Raw genomic sequence first — 19,287 nt, 5'->3', positions numbered from 1 at the left:
TCTTAACGTAGCATTATAACAAAGGTAACCGGCTGCCGCTGCGTCACATTGGCATGCCGATGTGGCTGTATCTCCGCTAGGAGCTGCCAGTTACCAAAGGCGCTTTAGCTTGCTGATCCAGGTAGAGCCTCGGGCTTTACCGCCTTAGCCACCAATAAACGGCAAAGCTGCATTTTAACGATAAGCTGCAATTGCCACGCTTTCCTTTAGGGAAATCAACCCGAACCTACATGTTCATATAGTGATATCGTAACGCCCGGCGTGCTAGCAGGCCTTCTGTTCCTGTTGCGGTGTCCGATGCCCCTCGAAACGAATTCTCCTTACACTTTGATCTCCGGCGCTCTCACGACGGAGTATGTCGATGCGCCGGACAACACGCAGCCTCGGACCAACATCTACCGGGTGCTGATCAATTATTCGAGCAACCGCTCCCAGATGACGGTTGCCGAGGGCGCAGTAATCGAAGCCATCGGGGCCATGTCGACCGGCATTCTTGCCGTCACGGATGCGCAGATCGCCCACAACGGCGCCATCACCACATCGTGGATCGGCGTCGCCCTGGAGGCTCCCGGCAGCCTCTATGTGGGGCCGAGCGGGACCATCAACTCGGCCCAGGCGGTAAGGCTCCGGCAGGACGGCACCAGCCTCATCAACGACGGCACGCTCATGGCCTCCCTTGTGGGCGTCGAGGGTTGGGACTCCGTCAACGTCACCAACAACGGCTCGATTTCCGGCATTGCCGGCATGCTGATCTACGGCACGGCGAACCAGCCGAATACCGGCTCCCGCATCACCAACAACGGGCAGATCAGCGCGTTTCAGACCGGGATCGATCTTGGCGACGTGAACAGCACGATCCTGAACACCGGCGTCATCGCGGCCGGCCAGATCGGCATCAAACTCACGGCCAATGCGGCGCCGAGCGGCACGTTCACGGTCGCCAACACGGGCACGGTGAGCGGGCCGACAGCCGTGCTTGGCTCGGCCTTCAAGGACGTTCTCACCAACGAGGGTGTTCTCGACGGGGCGGTCCTGCTGGGCGGGGGCGATGACCTCTACATGGGCATCAGAGGTTCCGCCACGAGCGTCATCCGGCTCGACGGAGACGGCGATGCGGATGCTGGCAACGATCCTGTCGGTAACGACACCGCCTATGGCGGCGCCGGCAATGAGACCATCGATGCCGGCTATGGCAACAACCTGGTCGACGGCGGAGGCGGGGACGACACGATCGCGGCCGGCGGCGATGACACCATCCGGGGTGGAGCGGGTGACGACAGCCTGCAGGCCGGTCGCGGCGACAACCTGGTGGACGGCGGCGAAGGTCACGACAAGATCAGGGCCGGAGACGGCAACGACACCATTCGTGGTGGAGCGGGCGATGACGATGTCCATGCCGGGGAGGGCGATAACACGGTCGATGGCGGCGACGGCAACGACGTCCTGGTCGCCGGAAACGGCGCCAACGTCCTGGAGGGTGGGGCCGGCAACGACATTCTCTCGGCGGGAACGGGCAACGACGTGTTCGTCGGCGGCGAAGGGATCGACACCGTCCTCCTGTCCGGCGGCCCTGTCACCGTAGACCTGCGGCTTACGGTTGCGCAGGCGACCGGGGTCGGAAACGACCGATTCATCGGCATCGAAAACGTCACGAGCGCCGGCGGCAACGACCTCCTGATCGGCTCCGCCCTCGACAATATCCTGAAGAGCTCCGGAGGCAACGACACCCTGGAAGGCGGCCTCGGCGACGATATCCTCGACGGCGGTGCCGGCGTGGATACGGCCCGCTTCAGCGGTTCGGTCGCCGCCAAGGTGAATCTCGCCCTGCAGGGTGCGCAGGACACGGGCTATGGGCTCGATACCCTGATCGGCATCGAGAACCTGGAAGGCGGGGCGGGCGACGACGTTTTCATCGGCAACGACGGGGCCAACCGCCTCGTCGGCAACGACGGCAACGACACCCTGACCGGCGGAAAGGGCGACGACACCCTCGAGGGCGGGGCAGGGCGCAACCTCGCCGTTTTCTCCGGTCTGCGAGAGAGCTACACCGTCACCCACATGGAGGACGGCAGCATCATTGTCTCCGACACTGTCAGCCAGGATGGCGCCGATCTGCTGAAGGGCATTCGGTTCGGGCAATTCTCCGACGGCATCTTCGCGCTCATCAACGCTGACCCGGACGAAGTGGCGCTGTCGAACCTGAGCATTGCCGAGAATGCAGGCGCCGCCACGGTTATCGGCCACTTGTCCGCCCGGGACCGCGACGGCGATGCCTTGACCTATACCCTGCTGTCCAATGGGGGCGGCCTGTTCACCCTGGACGGCACGAACCTCGTGCTGGCCGGAGCTCTGGACTACGAGACGCAAGCGCAGCACAGCATTAAGATCAAGGTCGCGGATGCGTATGGGGGCGTGGTCACGCAGGATTTCACCATCACGGTGACGGATATCGACGAAACGGTTCCCGAGCCGCCTCCACCGCCGCCTCCTCCGCCTCCTCCGCCGGTGCCGGTGCTCGTGCGAGGCACGGCCGGTGCGGATCATCTCCTCGGTGGGGGAGCAAACGACACCCTCGCGGGCGGCCTCGGCAAGGATGTGCTGAACGGCGGTTCCGGCCAGGATGTCTTCCTGTTCGACACGAAGCCGAACAAGACGAACATCGACCGGATCGAAGGTTACAGCGTCGCCGACGACACGATCCACCTCTCGAAAAGCGTCTTCACCAAAATCGCCAAGAAGGGCGTTCTGGCGGGCAGCGCGTTCTGGACCGGAACGAAGGCGCACGATGCCAGCGACCGGATCATCTACAACAAGAAGACCGGTGCCTTGTACTACGATGCGGACGGCACCGGCTCCACCAAGGCCGTGCATTTCGCGACGTTGGACAAGAACCTGAAGCTCACGGCAGCGGATTTCTTCGTGGTCTGAGTCGCGCTGCACGCGGGCAGGGCGATCCGGCATGTGCGATCGGGCACGCTGACCGGGTGACACCCCGGCTTAGGCGGGCTATGAAGCGCGAGGCGGCCCGAAGCCGCCTTTTTCGTGAGACTCGAACGCAAGCGGCCATGACATCCTCCCTCGACACCCTGTTCACCTGGATCCGTACCGAGAGCCCGACCCATGATGTGGCCGGGGTCAACCTGATGATGGATCTCGTCGTCGCGCAGATGACAGACGCTCCCGTCGCGGTGGAACGGATCAGAGGAGAGCAGGGGCTGGGCGATGCGCTGATCCTGCGGGCGGGGCCGCAGCGGGACGAGCCTGCCATCCTGGTCATGTCGCACCTCGACACGGTTCATCCGATTGGGACGATCGCGGACGACCTTCCCCTGAGGGTCGAAGGTGATCGTCTTTACGGCCCGGGTGTGTACGACATGAAGGGCGGAGCCTATTTCGCCCTGGAGGCGTTCAAGGATGTGGCCCGCAAGGGCAATGCCGCCCGCCCCATGATTTTCCTCGTCACGCCGGATGAGGAAATCGGTTCGCCGATGACGCGTCCCATCATTGAAGACCTTGGACGCCGTTCCGCTTTCGCGCTGGTCACCGAGCCCGCCCGCGATGGCGGCAAGATCGTGACGTCGCGCAAGGGCGTCGGGCGCTTCGACGTGCATGTGGAGGGCCGCCCGGCTCATGCAGGCTCGCGCCACCAGGACGGCCGCAACGCCATCTACGAGGCGGCGCGTCAAATCCTCGCCATTGAGGCCCTGACCGATTACGCCCGCGGCATCACCACCACGGTCGGCATGGTGTCCGGCGGCACGGCGGTGAACACCATCCCGCAGCATTGCCAGTTCCCCGTCGATCTGCGTGTCGAGACCGTTGCCGACGGCGAAGCGCTGACCGCCGCGATCATGGGCCTGAAGGCGCATCATCCCGACATGAAGGTGACCGTCACGGGCGACATGAACCGGCCGCCCTACGAGTGTTCGGACGAAACCGCGAAACTCTTCGACCACGCCAAGGCCCTTGCGGCAGAGATCGGTTTCGATCTGGTCTCGTCGCCCCGCGCGGGTGGTGGCTCGGATGGCAATTTCACGGCCGCCATCGGCATTCCCACCCTCGACGGCCTTGGCATCGACGGCGACGGTGCTCATACGCTGAACGAATACGGCCTGATCTCGTCCATCGCGCCGCGCCAGCGGCTCATGCAGCGCCTGCTGGAGACTCTACGCTGACAGGTTAGGGTATCGTGCGGAAATTGGGCTCACTGTTTCCGCACCGAACGATGCGCCGGCTCTAGGGAGTTGGCGACCGGAGCAGGGCTTCCACGCCGTTGATGATGAACTGAACCGCAAGCCCTGCGAGGATCACGCCGAGCAGGCGGCTCAGAACCACGTTCCCAGTGACGCCGAGCATGCGGGCGACGCGTTCGGCTACCATGAAGACCACGAAGCAGCTCGCAATTCCAAGCGCGATCAGGGTGATCAGCGAGGACAGCAGCAGAACGTTGCCGTCGGCTCTTCCGGCCAGAAGAATGGTCGCCGTAATGGCGCCAGGCCCGGCCATGAGCGGGATCGCGAGCGGGAAGGCCGCCACGTTGCGGATGTGGTCCTCCGTGATGGCGATGTCGGCGGTGTGCTGCTTGCGCTCGTTGCGGCGCTCGAACACCATCTCGAACGCGATCCAGAACAGCAGCAGACCACCGGAAATGCGGAATGCCGGCAAGCCGACGCCGAGAAGCCTCAGAAGCAGCTCGCCTCCCAGCCCGAAAAAGGTCAGGATCCCGAAGGCGATAACCGATGCCCGCAGGGCCACGCGCTTGCGCTCATCCGCGTTCATGCCCCGGGTGAGCGAGACGAAGATGGGCGCCAGCGCCACCGGGTCGAGGGTGACCATCAAGGTGACGAGAGCGGCGGAGACGTAATCAAAGAGCATCGGCTGGACCTTGTGGCGCGCCTTGCGTTATGGCGTTCAAAAAGCGCTTTGGCGAGGGGCATGGCAACGATGTTCACGGTTTTGGATCGTATCAGCTGGCCCGGTTCCTCGGATCGGGCCAACGAGGACGCCTGCGGTGCATCGGGAGACTGGGCCTGGGTGATCGACACGTCGATCTTTCCGGGCACCGAGCCAATCATGGGGGAGAGAAGCGACGCTGCGTGGCTCGCGGGCTTCGCAAGCCGGCGTTTGTCGGACCTCGCGCCGAATGCCGATGACGGTCCGTCCCTGATCCGTCACGTCATGGAGGAGGCCCGCGTGGCCTTCCTGGCGGTTGCGCCGGATGAGCGACGCGATCCGGTGACATGGCCGGTCGGGGCCATGACGTTGGTGCGTCGCCGGAACGAGAGCCTCGACGTCTGGTCCTTTGCGGATACGACCGCCTTTGTGCGTGGACCCGATGGTGTTGTGCTGACTGTCGGGGAGGCTCCAGGTCTCCGACAATTCGAGGCCGCCAAGGCCGCCGAGTTGCTGGAAGCCAGCGGCGCGACGCCAAAAACGGTCACGCAGACCCCGGTTTTTCAGGAATGGCTGGCCGGTCGCCGCCAGCGCCAGAAGGAGGGCAGGGGCCTTGCCCTGCTCGGCCTCGACCCTTCGGCGGCGGGTCGCCTGAGGCATGAGGCCGTGCACTGCCCGGACGGCGCGGCTCTTCTCCTGACCAGCGACGGCTTCTCTGCGCTCGTGGACCTCTATGGCGCCATGGACGCTGCAGCTATGATGGAGGCGGCGCTGACATCGGGTCTGGAGCCCCTCGCCAGAGAGGCAAGACGGATCGAGATCGAGGTTGACCCGGGTGGAAAACTCTATCCGCGATTCAAGGAAAGCGACGATACGACGGCCTTGCTCCTGAGGGTCTAAGCGGCCGGCGCGATAACAGGTTTCCCGCCCGCGTAGCGCGTGAGGGCTTCGATGCGCTCCTCGATGGACGGATGGGTGGCGAAGAGGTCGGAGAAGCCGGAGCGGGGATTGTCGAGGCACAATTCCATCACGGCGGAGGGCACACCCTCCAGCTCGCCCTTGCCTTTGATCTTGGCGAGGGCGGAGATCATCGCATCCGCATTGTGCGTCAGCTCGACCGCGCCCGCATCGGCGAGATATTCCCGACGGCGCGAGAGGGAGAAGCGGATCACCACGGAAAGCAGCCACGCCACGACGATCAACGCAGCCGCGACCAGGATTGCGGCCAAGCGTCCGCCACCGCTGCTCTTGCCGGATCGCCCCCTGTTCGAGCTTACGATGGCAGAGCCGTTGCCGAGCGAGCGATAGACCATTTCGCCCACGAAGGACAGGACGCCCACGACCAGGACTGCGATCATCATCGTGCGCACGTCGCCGTTGCGGATATGCGTCAGTTCATGGGCCAGCACGGCCTCGAGCTCCTGATCGTTCAGCAGGTCGAGCAGGCCGCGGGTGACGGTAATCGTGTATTGCTCGGGGCGGGTGCCCGACGCGAAGGCGTTCGGCGCATCGGTCTCCAGAATCCGCAGTTTCGGCATCCCGAGCCCACGGGAAATGCAGAGGTTCTGGACGAGGTTGTAGAGGCGCGGATTTTCCTGGCGCTCGATAGCCGAGGAGCCCGTGGTCAGGTTGAGGATGAAAGCGTTGAGGCGAAAGCCGCACCAGACCCACAAGGCCACCAGCATCGTGGTGGCAGGCGCAAGCCACAGCATGTCCTGGACGGCCGCATGCAGCAGGCTGTCGAATGAGCCCAAGCCTTCAGCGCGCCGGGCCTGAAGCAGCAGCGCAAGCCCAAAGGCCATGAGATAGAAAAGGCAAAAAAGCCCGGCGATGAGAAAGGTCGAGCGGCGGCGATTGGCGGCGATGTGGGTGTGAAGGCCGAAGACGGGCAGCACGGCAGGCGCTTAGAAAGCCACTTTCGGCGGCGTATCGAGGGCCTGGCGCTGCGCCTCGCCGATGTCGAAGAAGTCTTGTGGCCGGAAGCCCATGAGGCCTGCGAAGATCACAGCCGGGAAATGCTGAATGGCAGCGTTGTACTCGGCCACCCCGTTGTTGAAGAAGCGCCGGGCGGCCGCGAGCTTGTCCTCGATGTCAGCCAGATCCGTCTGCAATTGCTGGAAATTTTCGCTCGCCTTGAGGTCCGGATAGGCCTCGCTCAGCGCCATCAGGCGTCCCAGAGCGCCCGAGAGAGCGTTCTCGGCCGTGGATTGATCGGAGGGTCCCTGCGCCTTCAGGGCGGCGTTGCGGGTCTCGACCACCGCCTGGAGGGTTCCGCGCTCGTGCGCCGCATAGCCCTTCACGGTCTCGATCAGGTTGGGGATGAGGTCGTGGCGCTGCTTGAGCTGCACGTCAATATCGGCAAAGGCCTGATTGACCCGGGCTCGGAGGGTGACCAGGCTGTTATATGTCCAGATCGCAAAGAGTGCGACAAGGCCCAAGATGGCCCACATGATCCAATCCATTGCCGGATGCCCCCTCAATATCGTTGCGTCACACATGCCACGGCCACGGCCAGGCAGCAAGTTGGCCTAGCATCGGTCTATTTTCCCAGTAGGCCTCTGTCCTGCCCGGCCTTGCGCCGGATATCCGCGCCTTCGGGCTCGGCGTTTCCACAATAGTGGATGGCCGGGTCAAGGCCCGGCCATGACGGTGCGATTTCCACCCCGAAAGCCAAAACCTGGAGGCCCGATGCCACAGGCCAGTGCCGCATTCTTAAGGTGTGGCCTTTTGGCCGAGGAAAAGCCCCTCTGGCCTTTGGAAAACCCCGGAAATGCCTTGAAAAATGGTTGCGGATCGACCATCTAAGGAGTTGATTTCACTTGGATTCGCGTAGGCTGCCAAAGGCTTGACGGTGCGGCAATTTCAGCCCGCTCGCGCCTGAGGCTCCAGCCCCAATAAGAAAGACCCGTTTTGACCGATCCGAACGATATCCGCTCCGGCGGCCCCGCCGGGGACCAGCCTGCGAGCGACGTCAAGCTGATTTCCATCGTCGACGAGATGAAGCGCTCCTATCTCGATTACGCCATGAGCGTGATCGTGAGCCGCGCTTTGCCTGACGCGCGCGACGGCCTCAAGCCCGTGCATCGCCGTATCCTCTACGCCATGCACGAGAGCGGCTACACGCCGGACAAAAAGCACGTGAAGTCGTCCCGCATCGTCGGTGACGTGATGGGTCAATACCATCCGCACGGCGACCAGTCGATCTATGACGCCTTGGTCCGCATGGCGCAGGACTTCGCCCTGCGCGTGCTGCTGGTGGACGGGCAGGGGAACTTCGGGTCGGTGGACGGCGATCCTCCGGCGGCGATGCGTTACACCGAGTCCCGCCTGACCCGCGCGGCGATGCCTCTGCTCGAGGATATCGACAAGGACACTGTCGACTTCAACCCCAACTACGACGAGTCGAAGCATGAGCCGGCGGTTCTGCCTGCGCGGTTCCCGAACCTCCTCGTCAACGGCGCCGGCGGCATCGCAGTCGGCATGGCCACCAACATGCCGCCCCACAACTTGGGCGAGGTGATCGACGGCTGCCTGGCCTTCATCGAAAACCCCGGTATCTCGACTGATGAGCTGATCGAGATCATTCCCGGTCCGGATTTTCCGACCGGCGGCTTGATCCTCGGGCGGGCGGGCGTGAAATCCGCCTACACTACGGGCCGCGGCTCCATCATCATGCGGTGCAAGTCCGAGGTGGAGGAGATCCGCAAGGAGCGTGAGGCGATTATCGTCTCCGAGATCCCGTATCAGGTGAACAAGGCCTCGCTGATCGAAAAGATCGCGGAACTCGTGCGCGAGAAGAAGGTCGAGGGCATCTCCGACCTGCGCGACGAATCCGACCGCGACGGCATGCGCATCGTCATCGAGATCAAGCGCGACGCCATGGCGGACGTGGTGCTGAACCAGCTCTACCGGTACACGCCGCTGCAGACGAGCTTCGGCGCCAACATGGTGGCGCTGAACGGCGGTCGCCCCGAGCTGATGAACCTCAAGGACCTGATCCGCGCCTTCGTGGATTTCCGCGAGGAAGTGGTCTCCCGCCGGACCAAGTATCTTCTCAACAAGGCCCGCGAGCGGGCACACGTGTTGTGCGGTCTTGCCATCGCGGTCGCCAACATCGACGAGGTCATTCGCCTCATCCGCACCGCGCCGGATCCGAACTCGGCGCGCGAGGCTCTCATGGGCCGCGACTGGCCGGCGCATGACATCGCGCCGCTCATCGCCCTGGTGGACGATCCGCGTCACAAGATCAACGACGATGGAACCTACCGCCTCTCCGAGACCCAGGCGCGCGCCATCCTCGACCTGCGCCTGCAGCGCCTCACCGCACTGGGCCGCGACGAGATTGGCGACGAGCTCTCCAAGCTCGCGGCCGAAATCTCGGACTACCTCGACATCCTGCGGTCCCGTGTGCGCATCATGGGCATCATCCGTGACGAACTGGCGGAGATCCGTGAGGCTTTCGCAACGCCGCGCAAGACCCAGATCGTCGACTGGGACTCGGACGTGGACGATGAGGACCTGATTGCCCGCGAGGACATGGTCGTCACCGTCTCTCATGCAGGCTACATCAAGCGCGTCCCGCTCTCGACCTATCGGGCGCAGCGCCGCGGCGGCAAGGGCCGTTCCGGCATGGCGACCAGGGACGAGGATTTCGTCACGCGCCTGTTCGTGGCCAACACGCATACGCCGGTCATCTTCTTCTCGTCCGCCGGTCAGGCCTACAAGGAAAAGGTGTGGCGTCTGCCGCTGGCAGCCCCGAACGCTAAAGGCAAGGCGCTGGTGAACATGCTGCCGCTGCGCCAGGGCGAACGCATCACCACCATCATGCCGCTGCCCGAGGACGAGGCGTCCTGGGACAGGTACGACGTGATGTTCGCCACCTCCCGCGGCACGGTGCGCCGTAACAAGCTGTCGGACTTCGTGCAGGTCAATCGCGGCGGCAAAATCGCCATGAAGCTGGACGAGGGCGAGCACATCGTCGACGTGCAGATCTGCACCGAGAACGATGACGTGCTGCTCACCACCGCCAAGGGCCAGTGCATCCGCTTCGCGGTGCCCGAGGTCCGCGTGTTCAAGGGTCGCGACTCCATGGGCGTGCGCGGCATCAACCTTGCCGACGGCGACCGCATCATCTCCATGGCGATTCTCCGCCACGTGGAGGCGTCGGGCGAGGAGCGCGCAGGCTACCTCAAGATGCGTCGCGCCATTACGGGCGAGCAGACCAACGGCGATGCCGAGGTCGAGAACGGAAGCGACGAGGAGAACGTCGCCGCCGACGCCCTGTCGATGGAGCGCTACACGGACATGAGCGCGCAGGAGCAGTTCATCCTGACGCTGTCCGAGAAGGGCTATGGCAAGCGCACCTCGTCCTACGAGTACCGAATCACCGGACGCGGCGGCAAAGGCATCACGGCCATGGCGGTCAACAGCCGCAATGGGGAACTCGTGGGGTCGTTCCCGGTCGAGAACTCCGACCAGATCATGCTCGTCACCGACGCTGGCCAACTGATCCGCGTGCCGGTGGACGGCATCCGCACCGTCGGCCGCAACTCGCAGGGCGTCACGGTCTTCTCGACCAAGGGCAAGGAACGGGTCGTCTCGGTGGAGCACATCGAGGGCGAGGATGCCGAGGACGGAGACCTCGAAGCCAACGGCGATGCCGGTGAGGCTGCCGAGGGAACGGAAGAATAATACTGTTCGACACCGAAAACCATGCATCCCGCCAGCCCCAGGTTGGCGGGATTTTTGTTGAGATGAGCAACCTTATCCAGCCTCTCGGCGGGCGAGACAGTGAATGGCTCTCCGTCCTGGGTTCGAGCGATCCCCGAGGAAGATAGAAGAACCCATACCGGTTTGGACACGGTCGGCAACACTCGTGCTCATAGGGTTAATAGGACGGAGGCTTACAATTCGACTGCGGGTCTCCGAAACGGCGGAGGTAACATAGTCTAAACCCGAACACTTCAATTGGTTCTCGTTTTGTTCTTGACAATTCTCCTAAGCTTGGCTATGGGTTGGCTGTCCCGGCCCACCGAGGGGCGCGCTCGCGAGGCGTCGTGATTGTGGGGTCGGGAACGGTCCCGCGCCTGGAGTGACGCAACTCCCGGCGGCGGGAGGCCCAGGCATCCGCTCTGGGGTCGGGGTTGGCTCGCGACCCGCCGCTGTTCAAGCGCGGCGTCCGTCGAGGGCAGCTCCCGAGCCAGAGCTGCCTGTTTGCCTAAAAGAGCCGTGCGCGAGGGGCCATCCGGCTCTTCCCCACCATCACCCCCATCGAGCCGGATCGCCCATCGCGCCCCTCGATCGCTCTTCAGGCTCGGGCCTTTGCGGCCCAGAGCCCGACGACGCTTGCCTGTTTCAAGAACAATTCATTTTCATGTGAGTCATTGCCGGGAACACCTCCATGAACCGCATCGGTCGACCCTGTCTAAGTCCAACCTTTTCATGCTTTGTCATTGTTGGCCCCTCGCCAACGTCCCCTCTCGGCAAACCCGCCGGTTTCCCGCATTCCTGGAAACGCTGCCTCAGGGTGAGGTCGCAAAATGCGTTCTAGACAAAGCCGGCTAGGGCGGCAGGGCTCAGAACGAGGACTGCCGTGACGGCGACAACAAAAAGGCGAAAGATCATCGGATCCTCCTATTCCCAAAGGTCATGAGCTTTTCGCATCTTGGAGGCCGGGCGGCGGTGCTCTATCGCACAGCTTGCCCAAAGCCGCGTCTCAAGCTACGCCATAGCCTATGACCCGAACCGCGCTCTTTACCGGCAGCTTCGATCCCGTCACCAACGGCCACTTGGACGTGGTGCGTCAGGCCGGCCATGTGGCGGACCGGATCGTTATTGCTATCGGGGTCCATTCTTCGAAGGCGCCGATCTTCAGCGCCGAGGAGCGGGCCGAGCTGCTTCGGGCAGTGTGCGGACCAGTCCTTCAGGGAAAAGAGCTGGAGGTTGTGACCTTCAGCGATCTGGCCGTCGAGGCGGCAAGGCGTCATGGGGCCTCGATCATCGTCCGGGGCCTGCGCGACGGCACCGACTTCGACTACGAGATCCAGATGGCCTCCATGAACGCCGCCATGGCGCCGGAGGTTCAGACGGTCTTTCTGCCTGCCTCGCCTCCGGTTCGCCCCATCACGGCCACGCTTGTCCGGCAGATCGCCCAGATGGGCGGCGATGTCTCGGCTTTTGTGCCAGACCTTGTCGCCGAGCGGCTAAGGGCCAAATTCAAGCGGCAATGAAGTCCGCATAATCCAAGGAGACCTCGTCCATGAAGCGTTTGCTCGCAGCCGGTGCGATCGTGCTCGCCGGCCTTGTGCCTGCCGCGGCCCAGCAGGCCAACGACCCGCAGAACACCATCTTCCTCGACACGAAGGATGGCCGCATCACGATCCGGCTGCGTCCGGACCTCGCCCCCAAGCATGTGGAGCAGATCAAGGCGCTGGCGAAGCGCGGCTTCTACGACGGCGTCGTGTTCCACCGGGTGATCGACGGCTTCATGGCCCAGACGGGGGATCCCACCGGCACCGGCACGGGCAAGTCCGACTTGCCTAATCTACCGGCCGAGTTTTCGCAGACCCAGTACAAGCGCGGCTCGGTCGGCATGGCTCGCTCGCAGAGCCCGAACTCCGCCAACAGCCAGTTCTTCATCTGCTACGACGGCTGCGGCCCCTTGACCGGCCAATACACCTTGTTCGGTGAGGTCGTGGGCGGCATGGACGTGGTCGACAAAATCAAGAAGGGCAACTCGGCCGCCAACGGCATGGTCACGAATCCGGACAAGATCGTGAAGATGCAGGTTGCCGCTGACGCGAAATGATGCGGTACGATCGGCCATACGGAGCGCGGCGGCTTGCCGTCGCGCTTTTCCTCGCGGTCGGTATCTCCTCGCCTGCGGCTGCGCAGGACGAGAGCCCGTCGCCCTTCGGCGATCCGGACGAGCGGATGGAGCAGCTCGAGCCGCCCCTGACCTCGCCCGACGTGCCGAGAGGCACTGTTTGGCGCTATGAGGACGCGGCCCCCGTTCCGCGTGTCGATCGGATCCGCGATGTGTTCCGGGCCATCGAAGCTTGCTGGCAGCCACCGACCGGAAGCGGATATTCCGGTCAGGAGATCACCCTGCGCATCGCCTTCAAGCGCAACGGCGAGGTCCTGGGGCTGCCCAAGATCACATACTACCGAGCGGGCACCCAGCCGGAGCAGCGGGAGCCGTTCACCCGCTCGGTCCGCGAGGCGTTCGTGCGCTGCACCCCGCTTCCTTTCACGGAGGGGCTCGGCGGCGCGGTCGCTGGACGGCCCTTCCTCTTCCGTTTCGTCGACTCCCGGCCTATGTGAGCCGGACGACTCGGACCGTATTTCAAGCCATTCAGGAGAGTTCTATGGCAGACCCGGAAAACACCATCATCATGGAAACCACCAAGGGCCGCGTGGTCATCGAGCTCCGTCCGGATCTCGCGCCCGGTCATGTGGAGCGCATCAAGACCCTGTCGCGTCAGGGCTTCTATGACAACGCGCCCTTCCACCGGGTGATCGAGGGCTTCATGGCCCAGACGGGCGATCCCACCGGCACGGGAACGGGCGGATCGGACCTGCCGGATCTCAAGGCCGAGTTCAACGCTGAGCCCCACGTGCGCGGAATCTGCTCCATGGCGCGCACCAATGCGCCTCATTCGGCGAATTCTCAGTTCTTCATCGTGTTCGACGACGCCCGCTTCCTCGACAAGCAATACACCGTTTGGGGCAAGGTGACCGAGGGGATGGAAAACGTGGACAAGATCAAGCGCGGCGAACCCGTGCGAGATCCCGACCGGATCGTCTCCATGAAGGTCGCGGCCGACGCGGCCTGATATTTTCGACCGAACGACATCGTGCCCGGGTCCGTCCCGGGCACACATCTTCAACCGCCGGACAGGCGTGGATGGCCGGACCTAGTCCGGCCATGACGTTATGAGCCAGGGTTTCATGCGCGTAGACCTCTTCGACTTCGACCTTCCCGAATCCAGCATCTCGCTCCGCCCCACGGAGCCGCGGGATGCGGCGCGCATGCTTGTGGTCAAGCCGGACGAGGTTCCGTTCGAGGACCGCACGGTCCGCGATCTGCCGGACCTGCTCCAGCCCGGCGACGTGCTGGTGCTCAACGACACCAAGGTCATTCCGTCCCGGCTCTATGGGCTGCGGGTGCGCGAGGAGACGGCCGCCCGGGTCGAGATCATGCTGCACAAGCGGGAGGGTATGGACCGCTGGCGCGCCTTCGCGCGCCCGGCCAAGAAGCTCAACATCGGCGACCGCATCCGCTTCGGCGAGGCGTCGGAAAGCACGGCCTGCGAGTTGGTGCGCGTGGACGCGGAGGTGGAGGAGAAAGGCGATGGCGGCGAGGTCACGCTGCGGTTTTCCTTCGCGGGTCCGTTTCTGGACGAGGCCATCGCCCGGTTGGGCGAACTGCCGCTGCCGCCTTACATCGCCGGCAAGCGCGCTACGGACGAAAAGGATCGGGCTGATTACCAGACGGTCTATGCCCGGGACGAGGGTGCGGTCGCGGCCCCAACGGCCGGGCTGCATTTCACAGACGATCTGTTTCGCCGCCTCGAAGAACGTGGCATCGGGCGCCAATTCGTGACGCTTCATGTGGGCGCGGGAACGTTCCTGCCCGTGAAGGCGGACGATACGGCGGAGCATCGGATGCATGCCGAATGGGGCACCGTGACCGAGGAAACGGCGCGGGCGCTCAATGAGGCGAGGGCGAGGGGAGGTCGCGTTGTGGCGGTCGGCACCACCTCCCTGCGGCTTCTCGAAAGCGCTGCTGAGGAGGATGGAACGATCGCGCCATTTTCCGGCGATACCGCGATCTTCATCACGCCCGGTTACCGGTTCAAGGCTGTGGACGTGCTCATGACCAACTTCCACCTGCCGCGATCGACCCTGTTCATGCTTGTTTCCGCCTTTGCCGGGCTGCAACGCATGCGGGCTGCTTATTCCCACGCCATCGAAGCTGGCTATCGCTTCTATTCATATGGGGACGCGAGCCTGCTGTTTCGGGCCAAGCCGTCTTGAGGATCTGGTCAGGCCGCATCTCTTCCTCTTGCGGTCACAATCAGGGATAAAGACGCCAAATCGATTTCAGGATTTCATATGACCACGGATCAATTTACCTTCACGGTCAACAAGACGGATGGCGCGGCCCGCACCGGCGAGATCCGCATGCCACGCGGCGTCATCCGCACGCCGGCCTTCATGCCGGTGGGGACCGCGGCCACCGTGAAGGCCATGTATCCCGATCAGGTGAAGGCGCTCGGCGCCGACGTGGTGCTGGGCAACACGTACCACCTCATGCTCCGCCCCGGCGCGGAGCGGGTGGCCCGCTTAGGCGGGCTGCACCAGTTCATGAACTGGCCCTATCCGATCCTGACCGATTCCGGTGGCTTTCAGGTCATGTCGCTCTCGGCCCTGCGCAAGATCGACGAGACCGGCGTCACCTTCCAGTCTCATATCGATGGCTCGACCCATGTGCTGACGCCTGAGCGCTCCATCGAGATCCAGGGGCTGCTGGGTTCCGACATCCAGATGCAGCTCGATGAATGCGTGAAACTGCCCTGTCCCGACGAGGTGGCCGAAAAGGCCATGCGGCTTTCCTTGCGCTGGGCCGAGCGCTGTAAGGTCGCGTTCGGTGAGCAGCCGGGCAAGGCCATGTTCGGCATCGTCCAGGGTGGAGCGGTGGAGCACCTGCGCATCGAGAGCGCCCGGGAGCTCGCAGCCCTCGACCTCAAGGGCTACGCCATCGGAGGGTTGGCCGTTGGCGAGCCGCAGGATGTGATGCTGCGGATGATCGAAACGGTTGAGCCGCACATGCCCAAGGAGAAGCCGCGCTATCTTATGGGCGTCGGCACGCCGGACGACATTGTGGAGGCGGTGCGCCGCGGGGTCGACATGTTCGACTGCGTCATGCCCACGAGAGCCGGCCGCCACGGGCAGGTCTTCACCCGCCACGGCCGCATGAACCTGCGCAACGCGAAATTCGCCGAGGACACCAGCCCCCTCGATCCGGAATCCAAGTGCACCGCATCCAACACCTATTCCCGGGCCTACCTTCATCATCTCGTCCGCTCGAACGAGATCCTGGGCATGATGCTGCTGACCTGGAACAACCTTGCCTATTACCAGGACCTCATGGCGGGCCTTCGCAAGGCAATCGCCGAGGGTCGGCTTGAGGATTATGTCGGCGAGGTGAAGGAAGGCTGGTCCAAGGGCGAGCGCGACAGCAAGGCAGAAGTCGGAGAGCACGCAGACAACACCGCCATGGCGGTGGAGGACTGAGTTCACGGCACTAACCTTGTTGCCCTCCCCACGAGGCGAGGGAGCAGGGCAGTGCTATTTCCTGATCATACCAGCGCCTTCAAATGCCGGATCGGCCGACCCGGCGCAATCATCTCGGCAGCGGCGATGATCCCCTGTGCGTCGATGCCGAAGTGGCGATAGAGGTCCTGCACCGTGCCGGTCTGGCCGAAATGCTCCACGCCCAGGGAGCGAGTGCGGTGACCAAGCACCGAGCCGAGCCATGCCAGAGTCGCCGGATGACCGTCGATGACGGTGACGAGGCCGCAATGCGGCGGGAGATCGCCTAAGAGCCGCTCGATATGGCTTCGGGCATGAACGAGGCCGCGCTCTCTTGCCCGCTGCGCGGCGGTCCAGCCGGCATTGAGCCGGTCAGCCGATGTGATGGCCAACAAGCCGATGTCGCGCCGATCCTCGGCCATGAGCCCCACGGCCTCGATAGCCTCCGGCGCGACCGTGCCCGTATAGGCGACCACCACCTGGGCATTCGGTCCGGGTTTGCGCATCCAGTACGCGCCGTCGACGACGTCGGCGGCAAGCTCCGGCGTCATGGTCCGCTGGGGCTGGTCAAGCGTGCGGGTCGACAGGCGCAGGTAAACAGAGCCGCCGGTCTCGTCACGCAGCCACGAGCGCTCATTCGGCTCCGCTTCGCCATCGCGCTGGAGATAGTCGAAGGCCCAGCGGAGAATCACCGATAGCTCGTCTACGAAAGCCGGTTCGAAGGACGCCAGCCCATCCTGGGCCAGTCCGATGAGGGGAGTGCCAATGGATTGGTGCGCGCCGCCCTCCGGCGACAGCGTCACGCCGGACGGGGTCGCCGCGACGATGAAGCGGGCGTCCTGGTAGCACGCGTAGTTCAGGGCATCGAGCCCGCGGGCGATGAACGGATCGTAGAGCGTGCCGATGGGCAGGATCCGTTCCCCGAACAAGGAATGGGACAGACCCAGCGCGGAGAGCAGGATGAACAGGTTCATCTCGGCGATGCCGAGTTCGATGTGCTGGCCCTTCGGGCCGAAATCCCACGTGAAGGTGGAGGGGATGCGCTCGGACTTGAAAATGTCCTTCATCTCCTCGCGCGCGAAGAGTCCGCGCCGGTTCACCCATGCTCCCAGATTGGTCGAGACGGTCACGTCCGGAGCGGTCGTGACGATCCGGTCGGCAAGAGGCGTGTCCGAGCGCGCCAGCTCGTTGAGGATGAGGCCGAATCCCTGCTGGGTCGACATGGAAGGCTGCGCAGGCGTCGGCAGCTCGCGGGGCACCGGAACGACCGGCGCCTCGAAACGGCGCTTGCCGCGCGCGTTGAACGGCACCGACTGAAGGAAACGCTCCAGATCCGCGACCGGCAGGCTCATTCCCTCGAACTTATCCCATTCGTGGCCTGGGCGGACCTTCGCCGAGGCGCGGTAACCGTCCATCTGGGTAGGCGTGAGCAGCCCCGCATGGTTGTCCTTGTGGCCCGCGAGCGGCAGGCCCATACCCTTGATCGTATAGGCGATGAACACGGTCGGGCGGTCGTGGTCGATGGACTCGAAGGCGTCGAGCAGGCTCGGAAGGTCATGCCCGCCGAGATTGGCCATAAGCCGCGCCAATTCCTCGTCCGAACGCTTCTCGATGAGCCGGGTCACCGGTCCCTGGTCGCCCAAATCGTCGAGGAGGCGCTTGCGCCAAGCCGCGCCGCCCTGGAAGGTGAGGGCGGAGTAAAGCTGATTGGGACAGGAATCGATCCAATCGCGCAGCCTGTCGCCGCCGGGCTCCCGGAACGCCTCTTGCATGAGGGATCCGTGCTTCAGAACCACCACGTCCCAGCCGAAAGAGCGGAAAATCGATTCGAAACGGGCATAGAGGCCCTCGCGCACTACGGCGTCGAGGCTCTGGCGGTTGTAGTCGATGATCCACCAAGTGTTCCGCAGTCCCTGCTTCCAGCCCTCGAGCAAGGCCTCGAAGATGTTGCCTTCGTCCATCTCGGCGTCGCCGACGAGCGCAATCATGCGGCCTTCCGGGCGCTCCTTAGACCAGCCGTGGGCCTTTACATAATCCTGCACGAGGCTTGCAAAGAGCGTTTGGGCGACGCCGAGGCCCACCGATCCTGTGGAGAAGTCCACATCGTCAATATCCTTGGTGCGGGAGGGGTAGGACTGGGCCCCCTTGTAGCCGCGGAAGTTCTCGAGCTTTTCCCGGGTCTGGTGCCCCAGGAGGTACTGGATCGCGTGGAAGATCGGGCTTGCATGGGGCTTCACGGCCACCCGGTCCTCAGGCCGCAGAACCGCCAGATAAAGCGCCGTCATGATGGTGGACAGGGAGGCCGACGAGGCCTGATGCCCGCCGATCTTCAGCCCGTCCCGGTTGGGTCGGACATGGTTGGCGTTGTGGATTGTCCAGCTCGAAAGCCAAAGGATCTTGCGTTCGAACTCGGACAAATAGGGCAGACGGGGATCGGTCATCGAAGGGCTCGGAAGGCGGAAGCCGGGGAGATTGTGAGATCGTCCACGATTCCGCGGTTGCGGATTAGGGTCGTATCTTAAGCCTTTTTGATTGACCCGCCAGTCGAGAGCCCCTATTCCGGGCTCACCCTGAGGGCGGGTAGCTCAGTGGTAGAGCACGTGACTTTTAATCATGTGGTCGTGGGTTCGATCCCCACCCCGCTCACCAACATTTTCAAGGGATTGTCGGCTGTCGTTAAGACTGATTCAAACCGTATCTTTATTCTGATTCAATTTTCCGAGCGTATCTTTCGGGTGGTATTCTCAGATATTCTTTGAGAATAATCGTTCGGGCTTCTTGTGCGCTTCAGATGACGCCCGTCACTTAGTAATCCCTCGTCCAACGAAGCAAAACCGAGTTTGAATTGGCTGATGGGACAGGCTTTTGCCATGAAAAAACGGTGGCATCGGGCCCGAATGCTCTTCAATGGCCTTGGTAGATGGCCCTCAGCCCCTGCTGGAACGCCCCGGTCATCGGTTAACCTGATTCAGTTTAGGCCGGCCGAGCAACTGTAGGCTGCTAGGTCGTGAACCCATAAAAGATCTTTTCTTTGCAGTGAGTTGATGATTCACCTCCCGGTCACGGGAGGATGTGATG

The 19,287-nt window shown here is 63.5% G+C and carries 14 protein-coding genes and 1 tRNA gene; 11 read left to right on the top strand and 4 right to left on the bottom strand.

The window, feature by feature from the left end; translation table 11 throughout:
- Window positions 1-297: 297 nt before the first annotated feature.
- Both DRB19_RS11740 and DRB19_RS11735 read left to right on the top strand, forming a co-directional pair.
- Window positions 298-2,928: a cadherin domain-containing protein gene (locus tag DRB19_RS11740; protein WP_114186225.1), complete on the top strand. Its 2,631-nt coding sequence runs from the start codon at window positions 298-300 to the stop codon at window positions 2,926-2,928.
- A gap of 137 nt (window positions 2,929-3,065) precedes the next feature.
- Window positions 3,066-4,175, top strand: coding sequence for a M20 family metallopeptidase (locus tag DRB19_RS11735; protein WP_114186224.1), 1,110 nt, complete (start codon window positions 3,066-3,068; stop codon window positions 4,173-4,175).
- A 61-nt stretch (window positions 4,176-4,236) separates the two neighbouring features.
- Here the strand turns inward: DRB19_RS11735 and DRB19_RS11730 are convergent, their stop codons facing one another.
- Window positions 4,237-4,875: a MarC family protein gene (locus DRB19_RS11730; RefSeq protein ID WP_114186223.1), complete on the bottom strand. Its 639-nt coding sequence runs from the start codon at window positions 4,873-4,875 to the stop codon at window positions 4,237-4,239.
- A gap of 60 nt (window positions 4,876-4,935) precedes the next feature.
- Here DRB19_RS11730 and DRB19_RS11725 point away from each other — a divergent pair, with 60 nt between their 5' ends.
- Window positions 4,936-5,793, top strand: coding sequence for a hypothetical protein (locus tag DRB19_RS11725; RefSeq protein ID WP_114186222.1), 858 nt, complete (start codon window positions 4,936-4,938; stop codon window positions 5,791-5,793).
- On the opposite strand, the gene DRB19_RS11720 is transcribed toward DRB19_RS11725, so the two are convergent.
- Window positions 5,790-6,788 carry a M48 family metallopeptidase gene (locus DRB19_RS11720; protein ID WP_114186221.1) on the bottom strand — a complete coding sequence of 333 codons (999 nt, stop codon included), beginning with the start codon at window positions 6,786-6,788 and terminating at the stop codon, window positions 5,790-5,792. The genes DRB19_RS11725 and DRB19_RS11720 overlap by 4 nt on opposite strands.
- 9 nt (window positions 6,789-6,797) lie before the next feature.
- Window positions 6,798-7,355 (bottom strand): LemA family protein, encoded by a 558-nt coding sequence (locus tag DRB19_RS11715; protein ID WP_373867401.1) that lies wholly within the window; start codon window positions 7,353-7,355, stop codon window positions 6,798-6,800.
- Between the two features lie 535 nt (window positions 7,356-7,890).
- Here DRB19_RS11715 and gyrA point away from each other — a divergent pair.
- The 7 genes from gyrA (at window position 7,891) to tgt (ending at window position 16,191) form a co-directional block, all read left to right on the top strand.
- The gene (gene gyrA / locus DRB19_RS11710; protein WP_245439446.1) at window positions 7,891-10,584 is read left to right on the top strand and encodes a DNA gyrase subunit A; all 2,694 of its coding nucleotides are present in this window, start codon (window positions 7,891-7,893) and stop codon (window positions 10,582-10,584) included.
- Window positions 10,585-11,627: 1,043 nt separating this feature from the next.
- Window positions 11,628-12,122, top strand: coding sequence for a pantetheine-phosphate adenylyltransferase (gene coaD / locus DRB19_RS11705; protein WP_114186219.1), 495 nt, complete (start codon window positions 11,628-11,630; stop codon window positions 12,120-12,122).
- Window positions 12,123-12,151: 29 nt separating this feature from the next.
- Window positions 12,152-12,700, top strand: coding sequence for a peptidylprolyl isomerase (locus DRB19_RS11700; RefSeq protein ID WP_114186218.1), 549 nt, complete (start codon window positions 12,152-12,154; stop codon window positions 12,698-12,700).
- Window positions 12,697-13,215, top strand: a complete 519-nt coding sequence (locus DRB19_RS11695) for a hypothetical protein (RefSeq protein ID WP_114186217.1) — start codon at window positions 12,697-12,699, stop codon at window positions 13,213-13,215. The genes DRB19_RS11700 and DRB19_RS11695 overlap by 4 nt, the downstream gene beginning before the upstream one ends.
- A gap of 44 nt (window positions 13,216-13,259) precedes the next feature.
- Window positions 13,260-13,727 (top strand): peptidylprolyl isomerase, encoded by a 468-nt coding sequence (locus DRB19_RS11690; RefSeq protein WP_114186216.1) that lies wholly within the window; start codon window positions 13,260-13,262, stop codon window positions 13,725-13,727.
- Window positions 13,728-13,842: 115 nt separating this feature from the next.
- Window positions 13,843-14,931: a tRNA preQ1(34) S-adenosylmethionine ribosyltransferase-isomerase QueA gene (gene queA, locus DRB19_RS11685; RefSeq protein ID WP_114186312.1), complete on the top strand. Its 1,089-nt coding sequence runs from the start codon at window positions 13,843-13,845 to the stop codon at window positions 14,929-14,931.
- 78 nt (window positions 14,932-15,009) lie between these two features.
- Window positions 15,010-16,191 carry a tRNA guanosine(34) transglycosylase Tgt gene (gene tgt / locus DRB19_RS11680; RefSeq protein WP_114186215.1) on the top strand — a complete coding sequence of 394 codons (1,182 nt, stop codon included), beginning with the start codon at window positions 15,010-15,012 and terminating at the stop codon, window positions 16,189-16,191.
- A 65-nt stretch (window positions 16,192-16,256) separates the two neighbouring features.
- Here the strand turns inward: tgt and DRB19_RS11675 are convergent, their stop codons facing one another.
- Window positions 16,257-18,650 carry a transketolase gene (locus DRB19_RS11675; protein ID WP_114186214.1) on the bottom strand — a complete coding sequence of 798 codons (2,394 nt, stop codon included), beginning with the start codon at window positions 18,648-18,650 and terminating at the stop codon, window positions 16,257-16,259.
- Window positions 18,651-18,783: 133 nt separating this feature from the next.
- Between DRB19_RS11675 and DRB19_RS11670 the strand changes: the two genes are divergently transcribed.
- Window positions 18,784-18,858 (top strand) — tRNA-Lys (locus tag DRB19_RS11670).
- Window positions 18,859-19,287 lie beyond the last annotated feature (429 nt).

The sequence above is a fragment of the Microvirga aerophila genome, from assembly GCF_003332305.1.
Classification (GTDB): domain Bacteria; phylum Pseudomonadota; class Alphaproteobacteria; order Rhizobiales; family Beijerinckiaceae; genus Microvirga; species Microvirga aerophila.
This window is presented reverse-complemented; position numbering and strand designations above follow the sequence as displayed.